A 22,243-nucleotide genomic window follows, 5' to 3' on the forward strand; every position below is an offset into this window, starting at 1 on the left:
ATATCTGGAAAAGGTATTGGATTCAGGGCTGGCTGAATTGAAGTCAATTTAACAATATGTTCACGCTCTCGCCCTGGGCACTGGATGGGGATGATGCCTGCATATTACAAACAAAGCCGGGTCTGGATTTGGTAAAGTCACCTGCCCGTCTCCTCTTTATTTAGCCACTGATACAGGTCGCCATGCGTCTGAAACTGATCAAACTCGCCGGCTTCAAGTCGTTCGTCGAGCCGACCCGCATCGAACTGTCGGCAGACATGACTGCCGTGGTGGGCCCCAATGGCTGTGGCAAATCCAACGTCATCGACGCGGTGCGCTGGGTGCTGGGGGAGAGCTCCGCCCGCCATCTGCGCGGCGAGAACATGACCGATGTCATTTTCAATGGCTCCATCAACCGCAGTGCGCACGGGCGCGCCTCGGTCGAGCTGGTGTTCGACAATCCCCACAACCGGGTGCCCGGCGAGTTCGGCCGCTTTACCGAGATTTCGGTGCGCCGCGAAGTGCTGCGTGACGGCTCCAACCACTATCAGATCAACGGCCAGAAGTGCCGTCGCAAGGATGTGACCGATCTCTTCCTCGGTACCGGTCTGGGCCCCCGTAGCTACGCCATCATCGAGCAGGGCACCGTCAGCCGACTGGTGGAGTCGCGCCCGGCCGATCTCAAACTCTTTATGGAAGAGGCGGCCGGGGTTTCCCGCTACAAGGAGCGGCGCCGCGAGACCGAACAGCGCATTCGCCATACCCAGGAGAACCTAGAGCGCCTCGGCGATATTCGCGGCGAGCTGGGCTCGCGCCTTGACCACCTAAAAGCCCAGGCCGAGACCGCCGAGCGTTACAAACAGCTCAAGAGTCGTTCGCGCGCCGCCCGCGCCGAGCTGATTGGCTCCGAGTTGTGGGCGCTGGAGACGCGCCTTGGCGAGGCCAAAAGCGAGCTGGCGCAGGCCGAGCAGGCGCTGGTGGCGCTCGATGCCAAGCGCACCGCCGATGAGGGGCGCCACGTCACCCTGTCGGTCGCCAGACAAGAGGCGCAAGCCGAGCAGGCGAGCCGCCAGCAACAGATTTTTCTCGGCGGGCAGGCCATCGCCCGTCTCGAACAGCAACAGCTGCACCAGAGTGAACTGGGGCGCGACTGGCAGGCCCGTGCAGAGGCGCTGGGCGAGCGGATTGCTACCCGCAAGGCGCAGCTTGCCAGCCAGCAGGATCAGCTGACTGAAGGGGTATTGCGCGCCGAGCAGGAGAGCGCCCGGCTGGAGCAGTGTGAGCAGTTGCTCACCGAGCAGCAGGAGGCCCGCCAGCAGGCCAGCGAGGGGGTGGAGCAGGCCCGTTTGCGCCAGCAACAGTGGCAACAACAGTTGGCCGGGTTGCAGGGGCAGCTCAACCAGACACGCACCCGCTTGGGTGGCTTGCAGGAGCTGCAAGCCAAGACCCGGCTGGCCCGTCTCAAACTGGAAGATGAGCGCGCGGGCCCCCTCGGCGCAGAAGCTGACGATCTGCAACCGGCCCTCGATGATTTGAGTGGCCAGCTGGAGCTGACGCGGGCCGCCACCGGCGAGCTGACCGAGCAGCTGGCACTGGCGGTCGACGCCCATGAACAACTCAAGCAGCAGCATGGCCAGCAGCTGAGCCTGCAGCGGGAGCTGGAGGCGCGGCTGGCGACGCTGGATCAGATCCTCGGCGAGCAGATGGAGGGGGCGACCCTGGCGGATCGATTGCAGGTTGCTCCCGAATGGGCACAGGCACTCGACAAAGTGCTGGGTCGCTGGCTCACCGCAACGCCGGCGGACGAGTGCAATCTGGCTCAAGAGGGTCTCTGGATTGGCCCGGCGCAACCGGCGGTTGCCGGTACCCTGGCGGCGCAGCTGGGCGGCGAGCACATTCCTGCCTTCCTCAATGCCATCTGGCTGGTGGAGAGCCGGGAGGCTGCCTTGGCCCGCCAACCGAGCCTTGCGGCCGGTGAGTCGGTACTGACACCTGCTGGCGACTGGCTGGGGCCAAACTGGGCCGATCTGGGGCAGGGCGCGGCGCTCGGCACCATGGCGCTGCTCGGTGAGCGTGAGCGGTTGCATACCGAGCAGGAGAAGGTTGCCGCGGGGCTGGCACAGCTGAACGAGCAACTTGTTGCAGTCGATGCCCGGCGCGCCCAGCTTGCCAGCGCGCAGGAGTTGTCGCAGCGAACCTTGCGCGAGCAGGAGCAGAAATGGCAACAACTGCGCGAAGCCTGGAGCCTGCAGCAGGGTCAGCGGCAGGAGCGGTTGCAGCGGCTCGGTCAGCTCGGCGAAGAGCTGATCCGGCTCGATCAGGAGCAGGCCGAAGAGGCAGAGCGGCTGGCCAGCGCCCGTGAGCAACTGGAACTCGATGAGGCGCGCCTTGCCGAGTTGCAGGAGCAGGGGGAGCCGCTGACACAAGCGCTGCAGGTCGCTCAGGATCAGCTGACCCGCTGCGAGCGGGCGGTCGACGAGGCCCGTTTGCGCCGCGAGCAGCAGCAAGCAGCCTGCCAGCGTTTGCAACTGGAGCTGGGCAATCTGCGCCAACTCATTACCCTGGGTGAAGAGGAGCTGGCGAGGCTCGGACTGGAGCTAGCCGGGCTGAAAGGGCCGGATAGCGAGGCGGTGCCGGATCTGGCCCCCCTGCTGGCCGAGCAGCGCAATCTGGAGGCGCAGCAACTCGCCTGCCATCAACGGCTGACCGAGCTGGAGCGCCAATTGAGCGAGCTGGATCAGGCCAGAAGCGCCGATCACAAGCAACTGGTCGTATTGCAGGAGAAGCTGGCAACCCTGCGCCTTGAGCGCGAACGCAACCTCACCCGTCGACAGGGGCTGCATGAGCAGTTCGAAGAGCTGGGGGTGAGGCTGGTGGATCTTGATCAGGCGGTGTTGATCGCCGCCGATCGCGGCAAGTTGCGTCAGGAGATCCAGACCCTGGAGGCGCAAGTGGAAGCGCTCGGCGCCATCAACCTGGCTGCGCTGGAGGAGTATGAAGAGGCGAAAACCCGGTCAACCTATCTCGAAAATCAGTGTCAGGATCTCGAGCAAGCACTGGAAACCTTGAGCCAAGCCATTAAAAGAATTGATAAAGAGACACAAATACGGTTCCGGGACACTTTCGATAAGGTCAACGAAGATTTAAAATCCCTGTTTCCAAAAGTGTTCGGTGGGGGCAGTGCCTGGCTTGAGTTGACCTCCGATGATCTTTTGGAGGCCGGAGTGAGCATCATGGCGAGACCTCCGGGTAAGAAGAATGCTACCATTGCCCTGCTTTCCGGGGGGGAGAAGGCGTTAACCGCGCTTGCGCTGGTTTTTGCCATCTTCAGACTCAACCCAGCACCTTTTTGTCTGCTGGATGAGGTGGATGCACCGCTCGATGAAGTGAACGTCGGTCGCTTCTGTTCTCTTGTCAAAGAGATGTCGAGCACAGTACAGTTCGTTTACATCAGTCATAATAAGGTCTCCATGGAGATGGCTGAGCAGCTGGTTGGCGTCACGATGCAAGAGCCCGGGGTTTCTCGCATTGTGTCGGTCGATATCGGTGAAGCCGTCGCTTTGGCTGAGCAAAACTAGAAAGAGAAGCAGCTAATGCAGGAATTGCGTTACATCTTGGTTGCCCTGGGCGGTATTGCTATTGCGGCATTGCTCATTCACGGGTTGTGGAGCAACAGAAAAAATCGTCAGGCAGCGATCAAAGAGAAACCGATTGGACGGATGGACTCCAAGTCGCGGGATCGTGATAACGACGCCTTCGACAGCGATGGCATCGGCCAGGTGCGCGTGGTCAGTGGTGGCCGTCGTGCCGAGCCCAAGCTGCGTAGCGAAGAGAGCCGCCAGCCGGAACTCGCTCGTCGCCCCGCCGTACCCGCCTTTGATGATGAAGATGACGAGGACGATCTGCCGCCGCCCGTAGTGCGCAAGCCTGCTGCCCGCCCGGTTCCGCCGCCTCCTGTCTATGAAGAAGAGGAAGCGTTTGACGAACCGCAGCCCGAGGAGATCGACGAGGCACCTGCCGCACCGGTGCGCAAGCCTGCACAGGTCAATCGTCGTACCCCGGTCTACCGTTCCCGTGCCCAGCGCGAGCCGATGATGCAGTCGCTGGACGACGAGCCGCTGGTCGAGCCCGCCTACGCGACCGCCCCGACCTTCGGTGCCCGTGCCGAGACAGCCCGTACCGCTGACACCGTTCGTGCCGAGCCGATGCGCGCTCCCGAGCCGGAATATCAGCCGCAGCCCCGTCATGTGGCCCCCGAGCCTGTTTATGAAGAGCCGGTCTATGTGGCACCTGCTCCTGTGGTTGAAGAGCCGCGCATGGCGCCCCAACCGGTCGAGAAGATCTGGCAGGACGTTTATGTCATCAACCTGATGGGCCGTCCGGGTCACGACTTGCAAGGTGCAACCCTGCTCTCGTCCCTGATGGCGCTGGGCTTCAAGTTTGGCGAGATGGATATTTTCCACCGTCACGAAGATCCCAATGGCAAGGGTGAAGTGCTCTTCTCCATGATCAACATGGTCAAACCGGGCACCTTCAACCCGTACCGGATGGAACAGTTCACCACACCGGGTGTCTCCCTGTTCATGCAACTGCCGCTGCGCAGCAATGCCGCGTTTGCCTTCGAGGACATGCTGCAGGCTGCCGATCAGCTGGCCAGCGATCTCGATGCCATGCTGACAGATATGGATCGCAGCCCGCTGAGCGACGAGACCATTGCCCGTTACCGTCACGAGCTGGCTGCCTACGAGGCCAGTCGCGACTAATACGCCATGCGGGTCGAGTGAAGAAAAAGTGCGGTACCCTGGTACCGCATTTTTGTTTCTACCCCGGCCGGATGTTCAATCACACTTCGAGACTTTTTCATGAGCGACACCCTCTCCCGCCACCGTCAATTGTGTGAACTGCTTACCGAATATGGTCATCAGTACTATGTGCTAGATAACCCCACAGTGCCGGATGCCGAATACGATCGCCTGATGCGCGAGCTGATTGCGCTGGAAGCCGAGCATCCCGAGCTGAAAACCCCGGCGTCCCCCAGCGTGCGGGTCGGCGGCCAGCCGCTGACGGCGTTCAGTCAGGTGCGCCACGAGATCCCCATGCTCAGTCTGGATAACGTCTTTAGCAGCGAAGAGCTGCAGGCGTTCGAGCAGCGGATGAGCGATCGCCTCAAGCGTGAGGTGCGTTTCACTTTCTGTTGCGAGCCCAAGCTCGATGGTCTGGCGGTGAGCCTGCTCTATGTGGATGGCCAGCTGGTGCAGGCGGCCACCCGTGGCGATGGCGCCACCGGTGAGGAGATCACCGAGAACGTGCGTACCATCAAGGCCATTCCGCTCGCGCTGCGTGGCACGGGTTGGCCTGCCCGGCTAGAGGTGCGTGGTGAAGTCTTTATGCCCAAAGCCGGGTTTGAGGCGATGAACGCCAGGGCGCTGGCCGCGGGCGAGAAGGTATTCGTCAACCCGCGCAACGCCGCCGCAGGCAGCTTGCGTCAGCTCGATTCACGCATCACCGCCAGCCGTCCCCTGAGCTTTTATGCCTATGGCGTGGGAGTGGGGGGCGAGCAACTGGGCGACTCCCACTTTGGTCGCCTTCATCAGCTCAAAGAGTGGGGGCTGCCGCTCAGTCCCGAGGTGAAGCTCAAAGAGGGGGCTGCCGGTTGTCAGGCGTTCCACGACGACATTCTGGCCCGCCGTGGCGAGCTTCCTTACGAGATCGATGGCGTGGTCTACAAGGTCGATGCTATCGCTCTGCAAGAGGAGCTGGGCTTTGTGGCCCGCGCACCGCGCTGGGCGACTGCCCACAAGTTCCCGGCTCAGGAGGAGATGACGGAGCTTGAGAACGTCGAGTTTCAGGTCGGCCGCACCGGCGCCGTGACTCCGGTGGCCAAGCTTAAACCGGTGTTTGTCGGCGGCGTTACCGTCTCCAACGCCACCTTGCACAATGCCGACGAGATTGAGCGTCTCGGCGTGATGATCGGCGATACGGTGATCGTGCGTCGTGCCGGTGATGTGATCCCGCAGATCGTCGCCGTGGTGGAGGCGCAGCGCCCAAGCGACGCTCGTGCGATCCTCTTCCCGACCGAGTGTCCGGTCTGTGGCTCTGCGGTTGAGCGGCTGGAAGGGGAAGCGGTTGCCCGCTGCTCCGGTGGCCTGTTCTGCGAGGCGCAGCGCAAGGAGGCGATCAAGCATTTCGCCGCCCGTCGCGCCATGGATGTGGATGGCCTTGGCGACAAGATTGTCGAGCAACTGGTGGACAAGGGACTGGTGAAGACCCCGGCCGATCTGTTCAGCCTCAACGCCATCCAGCTGGTCGGTCTTGAGCGGATGGGGCAAAAATCGGCCCTCAATCTGGTGGCTGCCATCGATGCGGCCCGCAGCACCACCCTGCCGCGCTTCCTGTTTGCCTTGGGGATCCGCGAAGTCGGGGAGGCGACCGCCCTCAATCTGGCCAACCACTTCCTCACGCTGGATGCCCTGCGCGCCGCCTCGGTGGAGCAACTGCTGACGGTGGCCGATGTGGGCGAGGTAGTGGCCAAGCATGTCTACTACTTCCTGCGCCAGCCGCACAACGTGGAGGTGCTGGAGGCCCTGCTGGCCGCCGGTATCCACTGGCCAGCCATCGAGAAGAAGGAAGCAAGCGATCAACCCTTTGCCGGCAAGACCTTCGTGCTGACCGGTACGCTGACTACCTTGTCGCGCAACGATGCCAAGGCGGCGCTGCAGGCACTGGGTGCCAAGGTGGCGGGGTCGGTATCTGCCAAGACCGATGTGCTGGTGGCGGGGGAAGCGGCGGGTTCCAAGCTGACCAAGGCGCAGGAGCTCGGCATCACTATCTGGACCGAAGAGGAGCTGCAACAGGCGTTGCAGGGCTGAGTCGTCCTCGTTAGACCTGCTAACCGCGGGACCCGATAAAAGAGAACCCGGCATGGCCGGGTTCTCTTTTTGTTGTTGGGCAGTTACTCACTCGCGCCAGAGGATCTTGTGGCGCCATTTGTCGGGCACGGTGAGCTGCCAGCGGGCCAGCTCGCTCTTGCTGAAGACATACTCGCCGCGCAGTGCCGCGCGCGGGGAGATTTTGCGGGGCAGGGTGCCCGCCAGTATGGTGTTGATCAGGGAAGCCGCTTGCAGCCCCTGATCGTGGCCGTCCAGAACCAGCCCGCCGATGGCCATCCCCTTGCCGACGGTAAACTCCCAAAAGCAGAAAACGGGTACCGGACTGTTGGCACTGGTCCACTCCAGCACAGTCTGTTCGCTCACATGCTTGCCCTGCTCGTCGATGAGCGTGTGGTAGAGGCCGAGGAAGATCGCCTGATAGCCACTCTTCCTGGCGTTGAGCACCGCCTCCTGCCACAGGCTGTAGTCACCAAGCAACTGGCTGTTGACCCGGGTCTTGCCGACCCGCAGTTCGGTCTGGGTCTTGAATTCATCCTCGATGGCGGTGAGCGCCACGTTGCTGGAATCAAACAGCACCAGCGCTTTGTCGAGTCCCCCCATCAGCAGGCTCATTTCGCTGATGTTGCGTTTGAGCAGCGGCCGCTCCAGCACGCCGGTGATCTTGGGGTGGCCGACAAACCCCTTGAGGCGCGGGTTCTCGTTCATGCCAAGAAACACCACCGGGGTGCCCAGCGAAGCGATCTCGTTGGCCAGATAGTTGATGGCATTGTCATCGCCCAGCACCACCAGATCCGGTTTGCTCTTGAGATAGAAGGCGATGGCCTGCTGGGCAATGTCGTCAAACGCCTCCCGCGGGTGACGCTTGGTATCCATATAGAAGTGAGAGATCTTGTGTTCTCCCTGCAAACCATTGAGCAGCCCTTCGTTATAGCTTTGGTCCCACAGGTATTCGGGATGGTAGCTGCTGATCACCAGAATGTGGGCTGCCCGGAGCGGCAGGGCGAGGGTGGCAAGCAGTAGCAACAGCAGGGAGGTGCGCATGGGTTATCCCTTGTCGAGCGGAAGAGTGTACTTACTCAGTATGGGTGGTTTTGGTTGGTGCTGTCATCTCGAAACCGGTGTGGTGGGGGGCGATTTTTTTTCGGCTGGGCGGATCGGACGCCAGCCCGCACCACGCTTGAGATTGGATTTGATTGGATCTTTTTGTGGTTGGTCGTGAACTGTCCCGCTCGCTGAAAAACCTGTTCTGGATCAAGAAATGAGGCTGCGCTTTGGTGCCTAATAGACACCACATATAGGGACGCATTCGTTTTTAATCCCTATATGTTGTGTTATTAAGCTGTGTATAAGCTGTTCCCTTCCTATCTTCAGCCCAGGCTTGTCAAGCCTCGGCTGAATTTATTTGCGTCCAGGACGAGATGCCGGGAGGGGGGCCCAACAAGGGTGAGCCAGAGGCAAATGCCTGGCCTTTTAACGGGGAAAATCCATGAAACCGGTTGTGATCAAACGTGACGGATGTCGCGCACCATTCAATGCCCAGCTGATTGCAGAGGCGGTCAGCCGAGCGGCGGAAGCGGTCAATCAGGCCAATCCGGCGCTGGCACTGCGCATCTCAAGCGCGGTCAGCCAGGAGCTGGAAGGGCGTGGTGAAGTTGATATCCACGAGATCCAGAACCGGGTTGAAAACCACCTGATGGCTTCCGACGACAAGGCCATCGCCCGTGCCTATATCGAATATCGCCACGATCGGGATCAGGCTCGCGAGGCGCGTGGCCGTCTGGCGCAGGAGATCCGTGGTCTGGTCGAGCAGACCAATGCCGCCCTGCTCAACGAGAACGCCAACAAAGACTCCAAAGTGATCCCGACCCAGCGCGACCTGCTGGCCGGTATCGTCGCCAAGCACTATGCCACCAGCCACATGCTGCCCCGTGATGTGGTTCAGGCTCACGAGAGTGGTGATCTGCACTTCCACGATCTCGACTACTCCCCCTTCTTCCCGATGTTCAACTGCATGTTGATCGATCTGAAAGGGATGCTGACCCATGGCTTCAAGATGGGCAATGCGGAGATCGATACTCCGAAATCGATCAGCACTGCCACCGCCGTAACCGCCCAGATCATCGCCCAGGTGGCGAGCCATATCTATGGCGGCACCACCATCAACCGCATCGACGAAGTGCTGGCCCCCTATGTGACCATCAGCTGGCAGAAGCACCGTGAAGTGGCCGAAGAGTGGGGCATTGCCGATGTGGAAGCCTACGCCATGGCCCGCACCGAGAAAGAGTGCTACGACGCCTTCCAGTCGCTGGAGTACGAAGTCAACACCCTGCACACCGCCAACGGTCAGACGCCGTTTGTTACCTTCGGCTTTGGTCTGGGGGACAGTTGGGAGTCGCGGATGATCCAGCGCGCCATCCTCAGCAATCGCATCGCTGGCCTTGGCAAGAACAAGAAGACCGCCGTGTTCCCGAAACTGGTGTTCGCCATCAAGGATGGCCTCAACCACAAGCAGGGTGATCCCAACTACGACATCAAGCAGCTGGCGCTGGAGTGTGCCTCCAAGCGGATGTATCCGGATATCCTCAACTACGACCAGGTAGTGAAGGTGACCGGCTCCTTCAAGACCCCCATGGGTTGCCGCTCCTTCCTCGGTGCCTACGAGGAGAATGGCGAGCTGATCCATGAAGGTCGCAACAACCTGGGTGTGGTGAGCCTCAACCTGCCGCGCATTGCGCTGAAATCCCGTGATGAAGCGGATTTCTGGGATCGTCTGGATGCCTCCCTGCGGGTCGCCAAGAAGGCGCTGATGTACCGCATCAGCCGTCTGGACGGGGTGAAGGCGCGGGTTGCACCGATCCTCTATATGGAAGGGGCCTGCGGCGTGCGCTTGAAGGCGGACGACAACGTCAGCGAGATCTTCAAGAACGGTCGTGCCTCCATTTCCCTCGGTTATATTGGGGTTCACGAGACCATCAACGCCCTGTTTGGCGACAAGGTGCACCTGTTTGACAGCGCCGAGCTGCAACAGAAGGCCATCGCCATCATTGCCCGCCTCAAGGCGGCCATCGACGAGTGGAAAGAGGAGACTGGCTACGGCTTCAGCCTCTACTCCACCCCGAGCGAGAACCTCTGCACCCGTTTCTGCCGCATCGATGCCAAGGAGTTTGGCGTGGTATCCGGCGTGACCGACAAGGGCTACTACACCAACAGCTTCCACCTCGACGTGGAGAAGCAGGTCAACCCGTACGACAAGCTGGACTTCGAGGCGCCCTATCCGCCCATCGCCAGCGGCGGCTTCATCTGCTACGGCGAGTACCCCAATATCCAGCACAACCTGGAAGCGCTCGAAAACGTCTGGGATTACAGCTATGACAAGGTGCCTTATTACGGTACAAACACCCCCATCGACGAGTGCTACGACTGCGGCTTCACCGGCGAGTTCGAGTGCACCTCCAAGGGCTTCACCTGCCCGCGCTGCGGCAACCACGACCCCGCCAAGGTGTCGGTGACCCGCCGTGTCTGCGGTTACCTCGGTAGCCCGGATGCGCGCCCCTTCAATGCGGGCAAGCAGGAAGAAGTGAAGCGCCGCGTCAAACATATGTAAGCGCACAAGCGATGAAGAGCTGGCCCCTGACTCAAGGGGCCATTTTCATTGGAGGGCGGCAGTCATGCCGTATTCCCGTGAACGAGGCAGGAAACAAGTGATGCACTACCACCAATACTACCCGGTCGATGTGATCAATGGCCCCGGCACCCGCGCCACCCTGTTTGTCTCCGGTTGCGAGCACCAGTGCCAGGGTTGCTACAACCAGAGCACCTGGCGGCTCGATGGCGGCCAGCCTTTCGATAAGGTAATGAGCGATCGCGTCATTAGCGACCTCAACGACAGCCGCATCAAACGGCGAGGTCTGTCGCTCTCCGGCGGCGATCCGCTCCACCCCGCCAACGTACCCCAGGTGCTGGCGCTGGTGAAACGGGTGCGCACCGAGTGTCCGGGCAAGGATATCTGGTGCTGGACCGGCTATTTGCTCGGCGAGCTCTCAGATGCCCAGCGCGAGCTGGTTGCCCTGCTGGATGTGCTGGTGGATGGCAAGTTTGAAAAGGAGCTGGCAGACCCGGGCCTGCTCTGGCGTGGCAGCAGCAATCAGCAGATCCACGACCTCAACGCCTGGCGTGAAAGGGGTGAGCGAATTTCCTGTCTGGTTTGCAGTTGAAGTCCGGGATGTTTATGGTTAGCCCATTCCAATCCTGACGACATTCATGAAGAGGAGAGCCGAGATGAACAATCTGCTCAAGATCCTGCTGGCCATTTTCCTGCCCCCGGTGTGCGCTTTTATCCAGGTGGGTTTTAGCCTGCACTTTTTAATCAACATTGTGCTGACCCTGATGGGCGGTCTGCCGGGCATGGTGCATGCGCTCTGGCTGGTGGTGAGCGACAAGCGCGGCTGATGCCTTCGGCTGGTTAGTGAGCTCATTGACGATAAAAGGGCCAACCTCTCGGGGTTGGCCCTTTTGTTCATGTTCATACGAATACTTTTTCGTTAGGATGGATGACTGACCAAGGGGGCGCGTGTTGAGCGCCCCGCAGTCCGGCAACAAGCACCGGCAGAGAACAAGGAGCGTTACATGAAGTGGAAAGTCGCAGTATGGTCAGGTCTGGCAGTGACACTGTTGTTGGGGTGCTCATCCCGTCAGGAGGTGGCGCACGAACGCGCTCCGATCGCTATCCCTCTCGAGCAGTTGTCCAGCTACTGGGTTCAGGAGACGCAGTGGTCATGGCTTGGCAATGACGAGCCCGCCTTGCCGGCCAAACCGGTCAAGGGGTATGTGGAAGTACGCTATCAAATCGACGCCAGCGGCACGCCGGTCAAACCGGAAGTGGTGGCGGCCGAGCCCCCCGGCGAGCTGGAGCAGAGTGCGCTGGCGACCCTTTCGCGGATCCGCTACAGCCCGGCAGAGGGCAACCCGGATGCCATTCCGGTCGAGGTGATCAACCGCTTCGAGATCGAGATCAACTGACCCCCCACCACTTCGATGCCAGAGAAACAGAGACCCCGGCCAGGCCGGGGTCACGTTTATTGCTGTTTGCAGTCGTTGTAGGCGGTCTGCCACTCGCCAGCCTGATCCCGCAGCTCGACAAAACCCTCGTTCCCCTTGTTCCACCAGACAGCCTCGTGCTCGTCCGTATAGCGGGCACCGGAGGCCGAAATGGCCTGTGGCAGGGTGTAATCCTTGCCATCCGGCAGCGACAGCTTGATAAAGCTGAGGCTCTCGTCGGAGAGAGAGAAGTAGCGCACCTGCACCTTCTTGCCCTGCTCGCACTGGTAACTGACCGGCTCGCCACCGGTGACGGAGAGGGTATTGCCCTGATTGCAGCCAGCGAGCAGGCCGAGGGCCAGCGCACCAGCGGCCATCACATGTACTTTATTCATGATTACAGCTCCATTGGTGTCATACGGGCGTGAGCCTAACAGGTTGCCGTTATTGTGCAATCATCGCGGCCATTCGGTGCGTCGCTGGCTGTCCGGCATACCGTCGCGAGTGTGAGGGGGGGATCGGCGTTAGCAAGGTACCCGCCATCAGTGCAAGCCGAGTCGGGTTTCAAACTGGCGGATCAGAGTCTCATAGGTGCCGTTGTTCTTGATCTTCTGCAGCCCCTGCTCGAACCGCTTGGCCAGCGCTTCCCCTTGCGGGGCGTTGCGGGAGAAGGCGAGCCAGAAGCCATCGGTGGAGAGTTTGCCAACTTTGACCACCTTGCCGGTCAGCTGCTTCTGCTGGATCTTCAGGTAGCCCGGCATGCCGTTCATCAGGATGTAGTCGACCCGGCCGCGTACCAGCATCTCGAGGATCTGCGCATCAGATTTGGCCTGAAAGCGGGTGATCCTGGGGTTCTCCATAAAATCGGTGGGGTAGGTGTAACCGAGCGTGATGCCCACCCGCTTGCCTTCCAGCGAAGTGAGCTTGAGATCCCGTTGTGGTTCGCTGGCGAGGGCGAAGATGGCGAGATCCTCCTCGAACATGGGGGTATCGTGCCAATGGTATTGGTAACGGTTCTCTTCGGTGATGGTGGCGTTGAAGCACCCCGCAAGTTTGCCGCTTTTCGCATCGTGCATGCAGCGGGCGAAGGGGAGGGGGCGAAACACAATCTCGATCCCTTCGGCGGCGAACACTGCCTTGACCAGCTCCGGCGCCAGCCCGCGAGGCTGGCCATCCTCCTTGTCGCGCTCGCAGTAGGGCGCCCAGTCATCCTCGGCGCCAATGATCAGCGGGGCGGCCCCGAGCGAACTGGTGGCCAGCAGCACCAGACAAACCAGCCATTTTTTTAACCATGGAACCATAGATACACCTCATCGACAGCAGCCTTACAAGCATAGCCACACTTCTGCGCTGATCCGTGGCGGCAGGAGGGAGGCAAATAGGAGAAACAAAAAAACGCCCCGGCAGGCGACGGGGCGAAAGAGAGCTCATCCATGGGCTGACAACAGTGTTTACAACAGGAAATCAATAACCGAAGCGGGTCGCCTCGACGCGGTTGAGCAACCGGTGGATGAGGTAGCAGGCCAGCAGGGTGACCACGATGGCAAACAGGATGCTGCTGACCCGGTAGAGGGCGCTGAACACCAGATCGTTGCCCGGGGTGAGGTATTGGCCAAACAGGATACCGAGGGTGGTGAGGGCGCCGAAGCCAACCCCCGAGCCGCCTGCCTCCTTGACGTGGGCATGGCTGAACAGCATGGCGCCGAGCCACAGCAGCGGGGCGACCAGCAGCAGTTGCCCTGACCAGTCATAGAGCACCAGCTGGCCGAGCAGGCCAAAGGTGACCCCCAGCAAGGTGCCCATCGCCCGTTTGCGGGCATAACTGAGGGCGCCGTTCCAGTGCATGGGGAACAGCACCAGCAGGGTGGTGGCCTGGGCCGACATGGAGTCACGCAGGTCAAACAGCTGAAAGGTCAGGAATGACAGGGTGGCTACTGTGGCCCCCAGCAGCGCCTCGTGGCGCATCCGGTGCGGCGCCTTGGGGGAGGGGGCCGGTTTCGGTCGTGCCTCCAGGTCGGGGATCAGCGCCGTCATCAGATAGGCGATCAGCACCGACAGGATGTTCGCCCAGATATTGTTGAAAATCAGATCGTTAAGATCGGTCTGTGGATAGCTGGCAAAGTGCAGCATGATGCTGAGGCTCAGCACCCCGTTGGCCCCGAACAGAAACAGGCTGCCGCGCGACATGGCAGCGAAGCGGTAGAGAAACAGCAGAAAGGCGATGGAGGTCATCAGCGCCGGATGGCTGCCAAACAGCCCCCCCAGCAACCCGACCTCCACACCACAGACCACCGCCGAAGCGATAAGCTGGCGGGCGGCATGGCCATTCATCACCGGCACCATCCCCAGCAGCAGCACCGGTGTGACCGTGTAGAAGACCCCGTAACCCCAGCCAAACAGCTTGCAGAGCAGAAAGCCCGTTGTGCAGCCAAAGGCGATACGCAAACACTGACGCAGCTCGTTGCCGGTAAGGGGCCGATGCCAGAGGTGCGCGGCGTGATGAGCAGGCACGGTATCGGTAGCTACGGGATTAGTAGATACCTGATTAATAGACATAATGCAGCAGGCTGAGCAGGTGGATCTGGCCCTGTGCCAGCATGGCGGTCAGGGCATTGTCTGGCAGCAGTTGCACCGTGGCTCGCGCCCCGGCTGGCAGATGGTCGGGTAACTGCTCCAGCTCGAGGTGCAGCCGCATCCGTTGGGCATCCCGAACCCAGCGATCCGACTCCACTGGCGCCGCCAGCCGACCGTTGGCATCAAACTGACCGGCACTCACCCCGGCATCCAGACTGCTCACCCGGGCAGGATAGAGCTGGCCCGGCTCGCCATCGAAGGCGACCAGTGCACGGGTTTGCTCGCCGACATGGCGCAGGCTCTTCTCGCGAAAATCGGCGATCACATCGACCTGCTCCGACACCAGCGCCAGCAGCGGGCTACCCGCGCTGGCGATACTGCCCGGTTTGAGCTGCAGGTTGGTGATGGTGCCATCCTGATCCGCATGCACCCGGCTATAGGCGAGCGCCAGCTCCGCTTGCGCCAGCTTGTTGCGGGCCTGGCGCAGCAACAGATTGTCCTCACCGGTCACGCCACGGCTGGCCTTGATCTGGGCCAGTTTGGCCTGACTGGCGCGCAGGTTGGCCTGAGCGCTGCGCAGGGCGCTGTCCGCCTCATCTTTTTGTTGCACTGAGACCATGTGGCGCTGGAACAGCGCATCGGTCCGCTCCGCGTCCCGCCATTTCTGGCTGGCCAGCGTCTCTTTGGCGCTGATATCGGCGGCGGCAGCGGTCAGTTCGGCGTCCAGTTCACGGTTCTGTTGTTCGGCCTGAGCCAAGGCCAGGCGGGCCTGCTCTACCGCCAGAGCGAAGGGCTCGGGATCCAGGGTAAACAGCAGGTCCCCTTTCTTGACTTGCTGGTTGTTGTGAACGGCAACCTCGACCACCTTGCCGCTCACTTGCGGGGCAAGCTTGGTGACCACCCGGGTCGCCATCGCCTGCGGCGTGAGGGGCATCAGCAGATCGGCTACCAGAAAATAGGCGAAGAGGGCGGCAAAGCCAGCCATGGACCATTTGATCCAGCGGGTAAATTGTTGATCCGGTGTCATCTTATTCTCTCTCTGTGCTGGCATCGGGAGGGCTTGTATCGCCTCCTGCCTGTCGGTCGTGGTGCTGTTCAATCTTGCTGAGGGCGTTGGCCGAGATCCGCTGCACCGTGGCTTCAAACAGTTGCAGGGTCTGCTCGTCGATGCCCCCTAGCAGCTCGCGGCGGATATTCATGATGCGGTCGGCGATCTGATCGAGCAGGGTCTGGCCAGCCGGGGTCACGCAGACGATACGGGCCCGCTTGTCCTGACTGCAGCAGTGGCGCTCAATCAGCCCTTGCTCTTCCAGCTGGCCCAGGGTGCGCATCAGGGAGGCGAGCTCTATCTCGAGGGCTTCAGCCAGGGTCTTCTGGCTGACATGGTTCCCCATGCGGGAGAGTTTCCACAGTGCGGTCCAGCGGGGATGGGTGAGGCCAAGGGGGGCCAACTCCAGATCGGCGACAGTACGCCATAGCCGGTGCATCCGCGCTATCTGCTCGGCGAGCGACAGCTCGCGCAACCTTTCCAGATCCGTCATCTTCTTATCCCAATGTACTTAGCCTGCTAAGTATTCTACTTATTTAGCAGGCTAAGTAAATAGTGTGATGACGATCATGTTTCTGGTCGGATCTTTCATCGGGGTCGGATGAGTAGCATTCGGGCCCCTGATATTGTTTGCAGCACTGATCCACTCGGGGCTCTTTTACCGATCCGGATAGGGGGCCGTGAATGGAGGATATTAGGCGGATATTTTCATGAAATTTTCAGGTCCGGCAAGCGGCGCTTTTTTTATCCGCTAATATTGATGGGGTTATAAAACAAGGGGGAAACGGGTTGTGGATGGATATGACAGTGGATGTGTGTATCTGGCAATTGAAACTCTGTTGAGTGATGGGGAATATGGTGCAGAGTCACATCATGGCGTGAATCGGGATGGCGCTGTCAGAAGTGCCGATATCAGTCATGATTTTGACCCCGCCAATATTCCATTATTGTTGGCAGAATAGACCTGACCGTGTGTGATCCTTGTGAGTTCAAGCCAGTGCCCTGGTATTCGCTGGCTTGACTCATCACAATTTCAACGCTCTTCCTTGCGCCTCTTCTCTCGCCATTTTTCATCTCGCTGGCTGCACGAATGTGCGCGCAATCCCTGATACCGCCTGCCGTGATGACTGCGCCATCGGGATGATATTGCCCGCAGATTATCGCTCACAGGATCTGTGGAGATAAATGATTGCAGGGTTTTTCATCTGGCTCTGTTATTTCCCCAAAGGCGAGCGATCATCACGTTGCTATTACTGCTGATCACCTAAATAACGCGCCATGCGTGTCGCTCATTTTATCTGCTTGTTTCCTTGTCGGGCCAGGTATCGATGGCGTGGTGATCTATTGAGTCGCGCAGTTTGGCGACACCATGATGTTTAAGTTTTTAATGTTTTTATATGGCTTTGCAGTCTGGCTAACCGACAGGGGCGAGGGGGATCAATAAAGTAGCGGCCACAATCACACGCAGAGTACATAACAATGAAAAACCTCTCTACCCTACAAACCACACAAGAAAAGGCCGCCTTGATGGGCGGCCAACAAATTGCCGGTATGCCGCTCTTTATATTTCTGGGACTGGCGACCTGTGTTCTCTTTTCCGGCTGGAACGGTTCGCTGCCGCTGGGCATGGTCGGTGCGCTGGCGCTGATGTTTGTGCTGGGCACTCTGCTGACCGAGCTGGGGGAGCGGATCATGCCGATCCGTGAATATCTGGGGGGCGGCACCATCCTCGCCATCTTTGGCGGCGCCGCCCTGTTCGAATACCAGCTGCTGCCGGTGCAGGCGGGGCAGGTCATCACCAACTTCATGAAGGAGGGGGGCTTTCTCAACTTCTTTATCGCCAGTCTGGTGACCGGTTCGGTGTTTGGCATGAGCAGTGCGTTGCTGAAAAATGCCGCCATGCGCTATCTGCCGGTGATCCTCGGCGGCGTGGCGCTGGCACTGCTGAGCGTCGGCTTCGTCGGCTCTCTGATGGGTTACGGCTTCAAGAATGCGGTGCTGCTGATCGGCCTGCCCATCATGGGCGGTGGCATGGGCGCAGGTGCCGTGCCCCTGGTGGAGATCCTCTCCGGCCCGATGCAGATGTCCAGCGCCGACCTGCTGTCGCGCATGGTGCCGGCGGTAGTGATCGCCAATACCCTGGCCATTCTGGTGGGCTCCCTGCTGGCACGGCTTGGTCGCCGTTACCCCTCCCTGACCGGTAACGGCAAGCTGATGGTCAAGGAAAGTAGCCAGAGCATCGCCGAAGAGCAGGTTGAAGCACCGACCCTGCAGAGTCTGGGCATGGGGCTCTTTATCAGCTCCAGCATGTTTGTGCTGGGCTCCCTGCTCGGCAATTTTATCCCCATGCACCCCTTCGCCCTGATGATTCTGGCGGTCGCCTTTATCAAGGTGAGTGGCGTGCTGCCACGCCGTTATGAGCAGGCGGCAGCTGACTGGTATCAGTTTGTGGTGAGCAACCTCACTCCCTCCCTGCTGGTGGGGATCGGTGTCGCCTACACCAGTATTCCCGAGCTGATCAGCGCCTTCTCCATCAGCTACTTCGTGCTGGTCATGGTCACCGTGATCGGTGGCGCCCTCGGCGCGGCGCTGGTAGGCCGGATGATCGGTTTCTATCCCATCGAGGCGGCCATTACCGGCGGACTCTGCATGGCCAACATGGGTGGCACCGGCGATGTGGCCGTGCTCTCGGCGGCCCAGCGGATGAAGCTGATGCCCTTTGCCCAGATCTCCTCTCGCCTCGGCGGCGCCGTGATGCTGATCTTGGCCACTGCCCTTATCTCCCTGCTTGCCTGAATACCGGATTGAGGAACACATAAGATGAACGACATCATGATGGGCACCAGCCTGCCCTATGCAGAACGCAAGCGTCAGGGCGTGCGGGGTCGAATGCCCCACAAGGAGGAGTCACTCTCCCAACAGCGGCGCCGGATCTACCGCTTGGTCAGCGCCATGCAGAGCCCGTTTGATCAGCATCTGCTGCTGCGCCAGTTGCAGGAGGACAATCCGGTGCTGTTCTACGATCTGGTGCGCCACCACCTGCCGGAGCTGCTGCCGATCATCTACACCCCGGTGGTGGGGGAGGCATGCCAGCGCCACAGCGATCTCTATCTGCGCAGCCACGGGCTTTATCTCTCCTGGCACGACCGGGACGATCTCGACGACATCCTCGAGTCGGTGGAGCAGGAGGTGGACGTGATCGTCATCTCCGATGGCGAGCGGGTGCTGGGGCTTGGCGATCTCGGCATCGGTGGCATGGGGATCTGCATCGGCAAGCTGGCGCTCTATTCAGCCGCGGGCGGCATCAACCCGGCGCGCACCCTGCCGCTCTGTGTCGATGTGGGCACCAACAACCCCGAGCTGCTGGAGGATGACTCCTACCTCGGCTGGCAGGCCCAGCGGATCGATGGCGAGAGCTACTACCACTTCATGGACAAGGTGGTGGCCGCCATTCGCAAGCGCTGGCCGCAGGTGGTGCTGCAGTTTGAGGATTTTGCCGGCAAGCACGCCGCCAACCTGCTGACCCGCTATCGGGACGAGCTCTGCATGTTCAACGACGATATTCAGGGCACGGCGGCGGTCGCCTCCGCCTGTGTGCTGGCCGGTCTGCAGCAGGCGGGCACCGCCCTGTGCGATGCTCCGGTGCTGATCGTCGGCGCCGGTTCTGCCGGTTGCGGCATCGCCGCCATGCTGGCCCAGCTGGCGGGGGGCAGTGAGGGGGTCTGGCTGTTTGATCAGGACGGGGTGGTCTGCAGCGATCGCTCCACGCTGACTCGTGCCCAGCAGCCGTTTGCCCGCGCCGTGAACGAGGGCAACAGTTCGCTGCTGGAGACCATTCGCCAGGTGCGCCCGGCGGTGTTGATCGGGGTGAGCGGTCAGGGTGGCCTCTTTACTGGCGAGGTGTTGCAGGCGATGGGGGAGGTGTGCGAGCAGCCGGTGATCCTGCCGCTCTCCAACCCGACCCGCAGCGCCGAAGCGACGCCCGAGCAGGTGTGGGCGGCCACGGGTGGCCGCGCCCTGCTGGCGACCGGCAGCCCCTTTGCGCCAGTGACGGTGGCCGGTGAGCGGCGGGTGGTCTCCCAGTGCAACAACGTCTATGTCTTCCCGGGGATTGGTCTGGGGGCCTGCGCGGTCAAGGCGCGCCGCATCAGCGACGGCATGTTGCTGGCCGCAGTGCGGGCGGTCGGCGCCTATCCGCTGGTGGCGGGCCGACTGCTGCCCCCGATTGAACAGGTGGGAGAGGTGGCCCGCGCCGTGGCCAGAGCGGTGGCGCTCTGTGCCCGCGAGGAGGGCCTGGCCGATTTTGCCGGCGATCCGGCTCCTTTGATTGACCAGACCTGGTGGCATCCGCACTATTGGGCTGCGTCCTGACGATTTAAGGTATGTGCATGAAACTTCGCCATCAGCTGGTCACCCTCTCTCTTGGGCTATCCCTGCTGCTGATCCTCATTCTGGGCAGCCTGCTGGCCCTCTTTATCCGTCATCTGCTGGAGAGCAATCTGCAGGATAAGGGGAGCGATCTGGCGCGGGTCATGGCGGCCGATACCCGGGTGGTAGAGGCCCTGCGTCAGGGCAGTGACCCTACCTTGCGCGACTACATGGAGGCGGTCTGCAATCGCACCGATGCCACCTATATGGTGGTGACCGACGAACATGGTCGCCGTCTTAGCCACCCCAACCCCGAGCTGGTGGGACAGAAGTTCCGTGGTGAGGATATCTGGCCCGCGCTGCAGGATCGGCGCAGCTACTGCTCCAAGGATCGGGGTACCATGGGGCCGGCGATCCGCTGCTTCTCCCCGGTGGTGGGCGGTGACGGGCGCGTCATGGGGGCCGTGGTGGTGGGCTACCTGATGCAGCAGGTGGAGGGCATCTACATGGAGCGGGTGGCCCTGCTCGTCTGCGCTATCGTGGCGGTGCTGGGATGCGGCCTGCTGCTGGCGCTCTGGGTGCAATATCTGCTGCGCAAGACCCTGCTCGATCTGGAGCCGGAGGCGATCGTGCGTCGCTTCACCCTGCAGGATCTGGTGCTGGAGCACATCACCGAGGGGGTGATCGCGCTCGATAGCAGCGGCAACATCAACATGATCAACAGCACCGCCAGTTATCAGCTGCGGCTGCCAGGTACCGGGCGTCACGCCCTGCTGGGGCAGTCGCTGGCGGAGCTGGTGCCGCCGCTGCGCACCTGTCTGGAGCAGGAGGCGGGGGAGGTGAGCTTCACCATTCAGGGGGAGTCCTTCGTCGGCCGCTGGCAGGCGGTGCAGGGCAAGGCGCCGGGGCGGCTGCTGATCTTCAGCCGTCCGGAGGTGGCCGCCAGTCTGGGGGTGCAGGTAACCCACCTGCGCCAGTACGCCGAGATGCTGCGGATGCAGAGCCACGAGTTTGCCAACAAGCTGAGCAGCCTCTCCGGCCTGTTGCAGCTGGGTCATGTGGATCAGGCAGTGGAGTTGATCCAGCAGGAGAACGAAGCGTGCCAGACCATGTTGCAGGAGCTGCTGCGGCTGATCGACAACAAGCCGGTGGCGGGGCTGATCCTCGGCAAGTTCAGCCGGGCCCGCGAGCTGGGGGTGACTCTGGAACTCGATCCCGACTCGGCGCTGGCGGAGTATCCGGCCCCGGTCTCTGCCGATCTCATCACGCTGATTGGCAACCTGCTGGATAACGGCCTGCAGGCGGCCTGGCGCAACCGTCAGCAGCGGCCGCCGCGGGTGCTGCTCTCTCTGTGTGATGTGGGGCGGCGACTGGTGATCGAGGTGGAGGATAGCGGCGAGGGGGTCGACGAGGCGCTGGCCGATCACCTGTTCGATTACGGGGTGAGTCGCCAGAGCGGTGATCACGGGGTCGGCCTGTTCCTGGTCAAGGAGACCGTGGCGCGGCGCGAGGGTGTGATAGAATGGCGGCGAACTGCCGAGCAGACCACACTGTTTGGTATCTACTTGAATAAAAACCAATTAATGTGAGCCATGGACCCAATAATCACGCTTGTTATTGAAGATGACGATCGGATCGGTGCCATCTTGTCAGAGCTGGTAGCGGCAACATCCGGTTTCTCCCTGCTGGGGCGGGCCGGCACCCTGGCCCAGGCCGATGCCATGATGGCCGGTGTGGTGCCCCAACTGCTGCTGGTGGATGTCTCTCTGCCCGATGGCTCGGGTCTCGAGTGGGTGAGCCGCCTGCGCAGTCACAATCGCGAGGCTTACGTCATCATGGTCACCGCCTCGCGCGATGTGGAGACCATCCAGCAGGCCCTCAATCTGGGGGTCCATGACTACGTCATCAAACCACTGAGGTTGTTTCGCATCCAGCAGAGTCTGGACGAGATCCTGCAACTGCACAGCAGGCTGTGCGAGCGGGGACGGCTGGAGCAGGACGATCTCGACAAGCTGCTGGGCAAGGGGGGGCGGTCCCAGATCAAGGAGATGCGTGTCACCCCCAAGGGGATCGACAGCATTACCCTGCGTCAGGTGCTGGATCTGCTGGCGGGTGAGCCGGAGAACGTCTTCTCCACCGACACGGTGGCGCTGCGCTTGTCGCTCAGCCGTACCACGGCGCGCCGCTATCTGGAGTATCTGGAGTCGGAAGACAGGGTTGATGTGGATCTCAACTACGGTCAGCGGGGGCGACCGGAGCGGCGCTATCGCTGGCGCCGGGCCGGTTAAGACGGTCACAGGAGTGCATTGCAGAAACAACAAGGGAGCCAGCGGCTCCCTTGTTGTTT

17 protein-coding genes are annotated in these 22,243 nt (G+C 61.2%); 11 read left to right on the forward strand and 6 right to left on the reverse strand.

The window, feature by feature from the left end; translation table 11 throughout:
- Positions 1-182 precede the first annotated feature (182 nt).
- The 3 genes from OKC27_RS13540 to ligA all read left to right on the forward strand — a co-directional run bounded on the left by OKC27_RS13540 (position 183) and on the right by ligA (position 6,848).
- A complete protein-coding gene (locus OKC27_RS13540) occupies positions 183-3,557 on the forward strand; it encodes an AAA family ATPase (protein WP_270806378.1) in 3,375 nt (1,124 codons plus the stop codon).
- Positions 3,558-3,572: 15 nt separating this feature from the next.
- Entirely contained in the window at positions 3,573-4,742 is a 1,170-nt protein-coding gene (gene zipA, locus OKC27_RS13545; protein WP_270806379.1) for a cell division protein ZipA, read from the forward strand.
- A 99-nt stretch (positions 4,743-4,841) separates the two neighbouring features.
- Positions 4,842-6,848 (forward strand): NAD-dependent DNA ligase LigA, encoded by a 2,007-nt coding sequence (gene ligA, locus OKC27_RS13550; RefSeq protein ID WP_270806380.1) that lies wholly within the window; start codon positions 4,842-4,844, stop codon positions 6,846-6,848.
- 87 nt (positions 6,849-6,935) lie between these two features.
- Here the strand turns inward: ligA and OKC27_RS13555 are convergent, their stop codons facing one another.
- Positions 6,936-7,910: an ABC transporter substrate-binding protein gene (locus tag OKC27_RS13555; RefSeq protein ID WP_270806381.1), complete on the reverse strand. Its 975-nt coding sequence runs from the start codon at positions 7,908-7,910 to the stop codon at positions 6,936-6,938.
- Positions 7,911-8,355: 445 nt separating this feature from the next.
- Here OKC27_RS13555 and nrdD point away from each other — a divergent pair, with 445 nt between their 5' ends.
- From nrdD to OKC27_RS13575, 4 genes are all read left to right on the forward strand, one after another.
- The gene (gene nrdD, locus OKC27_RS13560; RefSeq protein ID WP_270806382.1) at positions 8,356-10,473 is read left to right on the forward strand and encodes an anaerobic ribonucleoside-triphosphate reductase; all 2,118 of its coding nucleotides are present in this window, start codon (positions 8,356-8,358) and stop codon (positions 10,471-10,473) included.
- 100 nt (positions 10,474-10,573) lie between these two features.
- Complete coding sequence (nrdG, locus tag OKC27_RS13565) at positions 10,574-11,083, forward strand: anaerobic ribonucleoside-triphosphate reductase-activating protein (RefSeq protein ID WP_270806383.1); 510 nt, start codon at positions 10,574-10,576, stop codon at positions 11,081-11,083.
- 64 nt (positions 11,084-11,147) lie between these two features.
- A complete protein-coding gene (locus OKC27_RS13570; RefSeq protein ID WP_005338440.1) occupies positions 11,148-11,318 on the forward strand; it encodes a YqaE/Pmp3 family membrane protein in 171 nt (56 codons plus the stop codon).
- Positions 11,319-11,495: 177 nt separating this feature from the next.
- Positions 11,496-11,888: an energy transducer TonB gene (locus OKC27_RS13575; RefSeq protein ID WP_234601488.1), complete on the forward strand. Its 393-nt coding sequence runs from the start codon at positions 11,496-11,498 to the stop codon at positions 11,886-11,888.
- Between the two features lie 56 nt (positions 11,889-11,944).
- Here OKC27_RS13575 and OKC27_RS13580 read toward each other — a convergent pair whose 3' ends face one another.
- The 5 genes from OKC27_RS13580 to OKC27_RS13600 all read right to left on the reverse strand — a co-directional run bounded on the left by OKC27_RS13580 (position 11,945) and on the right by OKC27_RS13600 (position 16,021).
- Complete coding sequence (locus OKC27_RS13580; protein ID WP_270806384.1) at positions 11,945-12,301, reverse strand: MliC family protein; 357 nt, start codon at positions 12,299-12,301, stop codon at positions 11,945-11,947.
- A 147-nt stretch (positions 12,302-12,448) separates the two neighbouring features.
- On the reverse strand, positions 12,449-13,207 hold the full coding sequence (locus OKC27_RS13585; protein ID WP_270806385.1) for a substrate-binding periplasmic protein: 759 nt from the start codon (positions 13,205-13,207) through the stop codon (positions 12,449-12,451).
- Between the two features lie 163 nt (positions 13,208-13,370).
- Positions 13,371-14,462: a DUF2955 domain-containing protein gene (locus OKC27_RS13590; RefSeq protein ID WP_270806386.1), complete on the reverse strand. Its 1,092-nt coding sequence runs from the start codon at positions 14,460-14,462 to the stop codon at positions 13,371-13,373.
- Positions 14,452-15,507: an HlyD family secretion protein gene (locus OKC27_RS13595; RefSeq protein WP_270806387.1), complete on the reverse strand. Its 1,056-nt coding sequence runs from the start codon at positions 15,505-15,507 to the stop codon at positions 14,452-14,454. Before OKC27_RS13595 ends, OKC27_RS13590 begins: the two co-directional genes overlap by 11 nt.
- 1 nt (position 15,508) lies before the next feature.
- Entirely contained in the window at positions 15,509-16,021 is a 513-nt protein-coding gene (locus OKC27_RS13600; protein WP_270806388.1) for a MarR family transcriptional regulator, read from the reverse strand.
- Positions 16,022-17,007: 986 nt separating this feature from the next.
- On the opposite strand from OKC27_RS13600, the gene OKC27_RS13605 reads away from it, so the two are divergent.
- Genes OKC27_RS13605 through OKC27_RS13620 form a run of 4 tightly spaced genes read left to right on the forward strand, consistent with a single transcriptional unit; the run spans position 17,008 to position 22,184 of the window.
- Positions 17,008-18,324, forward strand: coding sequence for a 2-hydroxycarboxylate transporter family protein (locus OKC27_RS13605; protein ID WP_058052769.1), 1,317 nt, complete (start codon positions 17,008-17,010; stop codon positions 18,322-18,324).
- A gap of 24 nt (positions 18,325-18,348) precedes the next feature.
- The gene (locus tag OKC27_RS13610; RefSeq protein ID WP_182939116.1) at positions 18,349-19,899 is read left to right on the forward strand and encodes an NAD-dependent malic enzyme; all 1,551 of its coding nucleotides are present in this window, start codon (positions 18,349-18,351) and stop codon (positions 19,897-19,899) included.
- Between the two features lie 17 nt (positions 19,900-19,916).
- Complete coding sequence (locus tag OKC27_RS13615) at positions 19,917-21,485, forward strand: ATP-binding protein (protein ID WP_270806389.1); 1,569 nt, start codon at positions 19,917-19,919, stop codon at positions 21,483-21,485.
- A 3-nt stretch (positions 21,486-21,488) separates the two neighbouring features.
- Positions 21,489-22,184, forward strand: a complete 696-nt coding sequence (locus OKC27_RS13620; protein ID WP_042058521.1) for a response regulator — start codon at positions 21,489-21,491, stop codon at positions 22,182-22,184.
- Positions 22,185-22,243: the final 59 nt, after the last annotated feature.

Source organism: Aeromonas sp. QDB62 (assembly GCF_027705695.1).
Taxonomy (GTDB): domain Bacteria; phylum Pseudomonadota; class Gammaproteobacteria; order Enterobacterales; family Aeromonadaceae; genus Aeromonas; species Aeromonas allosaccharophila.

Excerpts from the sequence above, each read along its gene's own strand:
- OKC27_RS13540 (WP_270806378.1), top strand. The coding sequence starts at position 183 with ATGCGTCTGAAACTGATCAAACTCGCCGGCTTCAAGTCGTTCGTCGAG.
- zipA (WP_270806379.1), top strand. The coding sequence starts at position 3,573 with ATGCAGGAATTGCGTTACATCTTGGTTGCCCTGGGCGGTATTGCTATT.
- ligA (WP_270806380.1), top strand. The coding sequence starts at position 4,842 with ATGAGCGACACCCTCTCCCGCCACCGTCAATTGTGTGAACTGCTTACC.
- OKC27_RS13555 (WP_270806381.1), bottom strand. The coding sequence starts at position 7,910 with ATGCGCACCTCCCTGCTGTTGCTACTGCTTGCCACCCTCGCCCTGCCG.
- nrdD (WP_270806382.1), top strand. The coding sequence starts at position 8,356 with ATGAAACCGGTTGTGATCAAACGTGACGGATGTCGCGCACCATTCAAT.
- nrdG (WP_270806383.1), top strand. The coding sequence starts at position 10,574 with ATGCACTACCACCAATACTACCCGGTCGATGTGATCAATGGCCCCGGC.
- OKC27_RS13570 (WP_005338440.1), top strand. The coding sequence starts at position 11,148 with ATGAACAATCTGCTCAAGATCCTGCTGGCCATTTTCCTGCCCCCGGTG.
- OKC27_RS13575 (WP_234601488.1), top strand. The coding sequence starts at position 11,496 with ATGAAGTGGAAAGTCGCAGTATGGTCAGGTCTGGCAGTGACACTGTTG.
- OKC27_RS13580 (WP_270806384.1), bottom strand. The coding sequence starts at position 12,301 with ATGAATAAAGTACATGTGATGGCCGCTGGTGCGCTGGCCCTCGGCCTG.
- OKC27_RS13585 (WP_270806385.1), bottom strand. The coding sequence starts at position 13,207 with ATGGTTCCATGGTTAAAAAAATGGCTGGTTTGTCTGGTGCTGCTGGCC.
- OKC27_RS13590 (WP_270806386.1), bottom strand. The coding sequence starts at position 14,462 with ATGTCTATTAATCAGGTATCTACTAATCCCGTAGCTACCGATACCGTG.
- OKC27_RS13595 (WP_270806387.1), bottom strand. The coding sequence starts at position 15,507 with ATGACACCGGATCAACAATTTACCCGCTGGATCAAATGGTCCATGGCT.
- OKC27_RS13600 (WP_270806388.1), bottom strand. The coding sequence starts at position 16,021 with ATGACGGATCTGGAAAGGTTGCGCGAGCTGTCGCTCGCCGAGCAGATA.
- OKC27_RS13605 (WP_058052769.1), top strand. The coding sequence starts at position 17,008 with ATGAAAAACCTCTCTACCCTACAAACCACACAAGAAAAGGCCGCCTTG.
- OKC27_RS13610 (WP_182939116.1), top strand. The coding sequence starts at position 18,349 with ATGAACGACATCATGATGGGCACCAGCCTGCCCTATGCAGAACGCAAG.
- OKC27_RS13615 (WP_270806389.1), top strand. The coding sequence starts at position 19,917 with ATGAAACTTCGCCATCAGCTGGTCACCCTCTCTCTTGGGCTATCCCTG.
- OKC27_RS13620 (WP_042058521.1), top strand. The coding sequence starts at position 21,489 with ATGGACCCAATAATCACGCTTGTTATTGAAGATGACGATCGGATCGGT.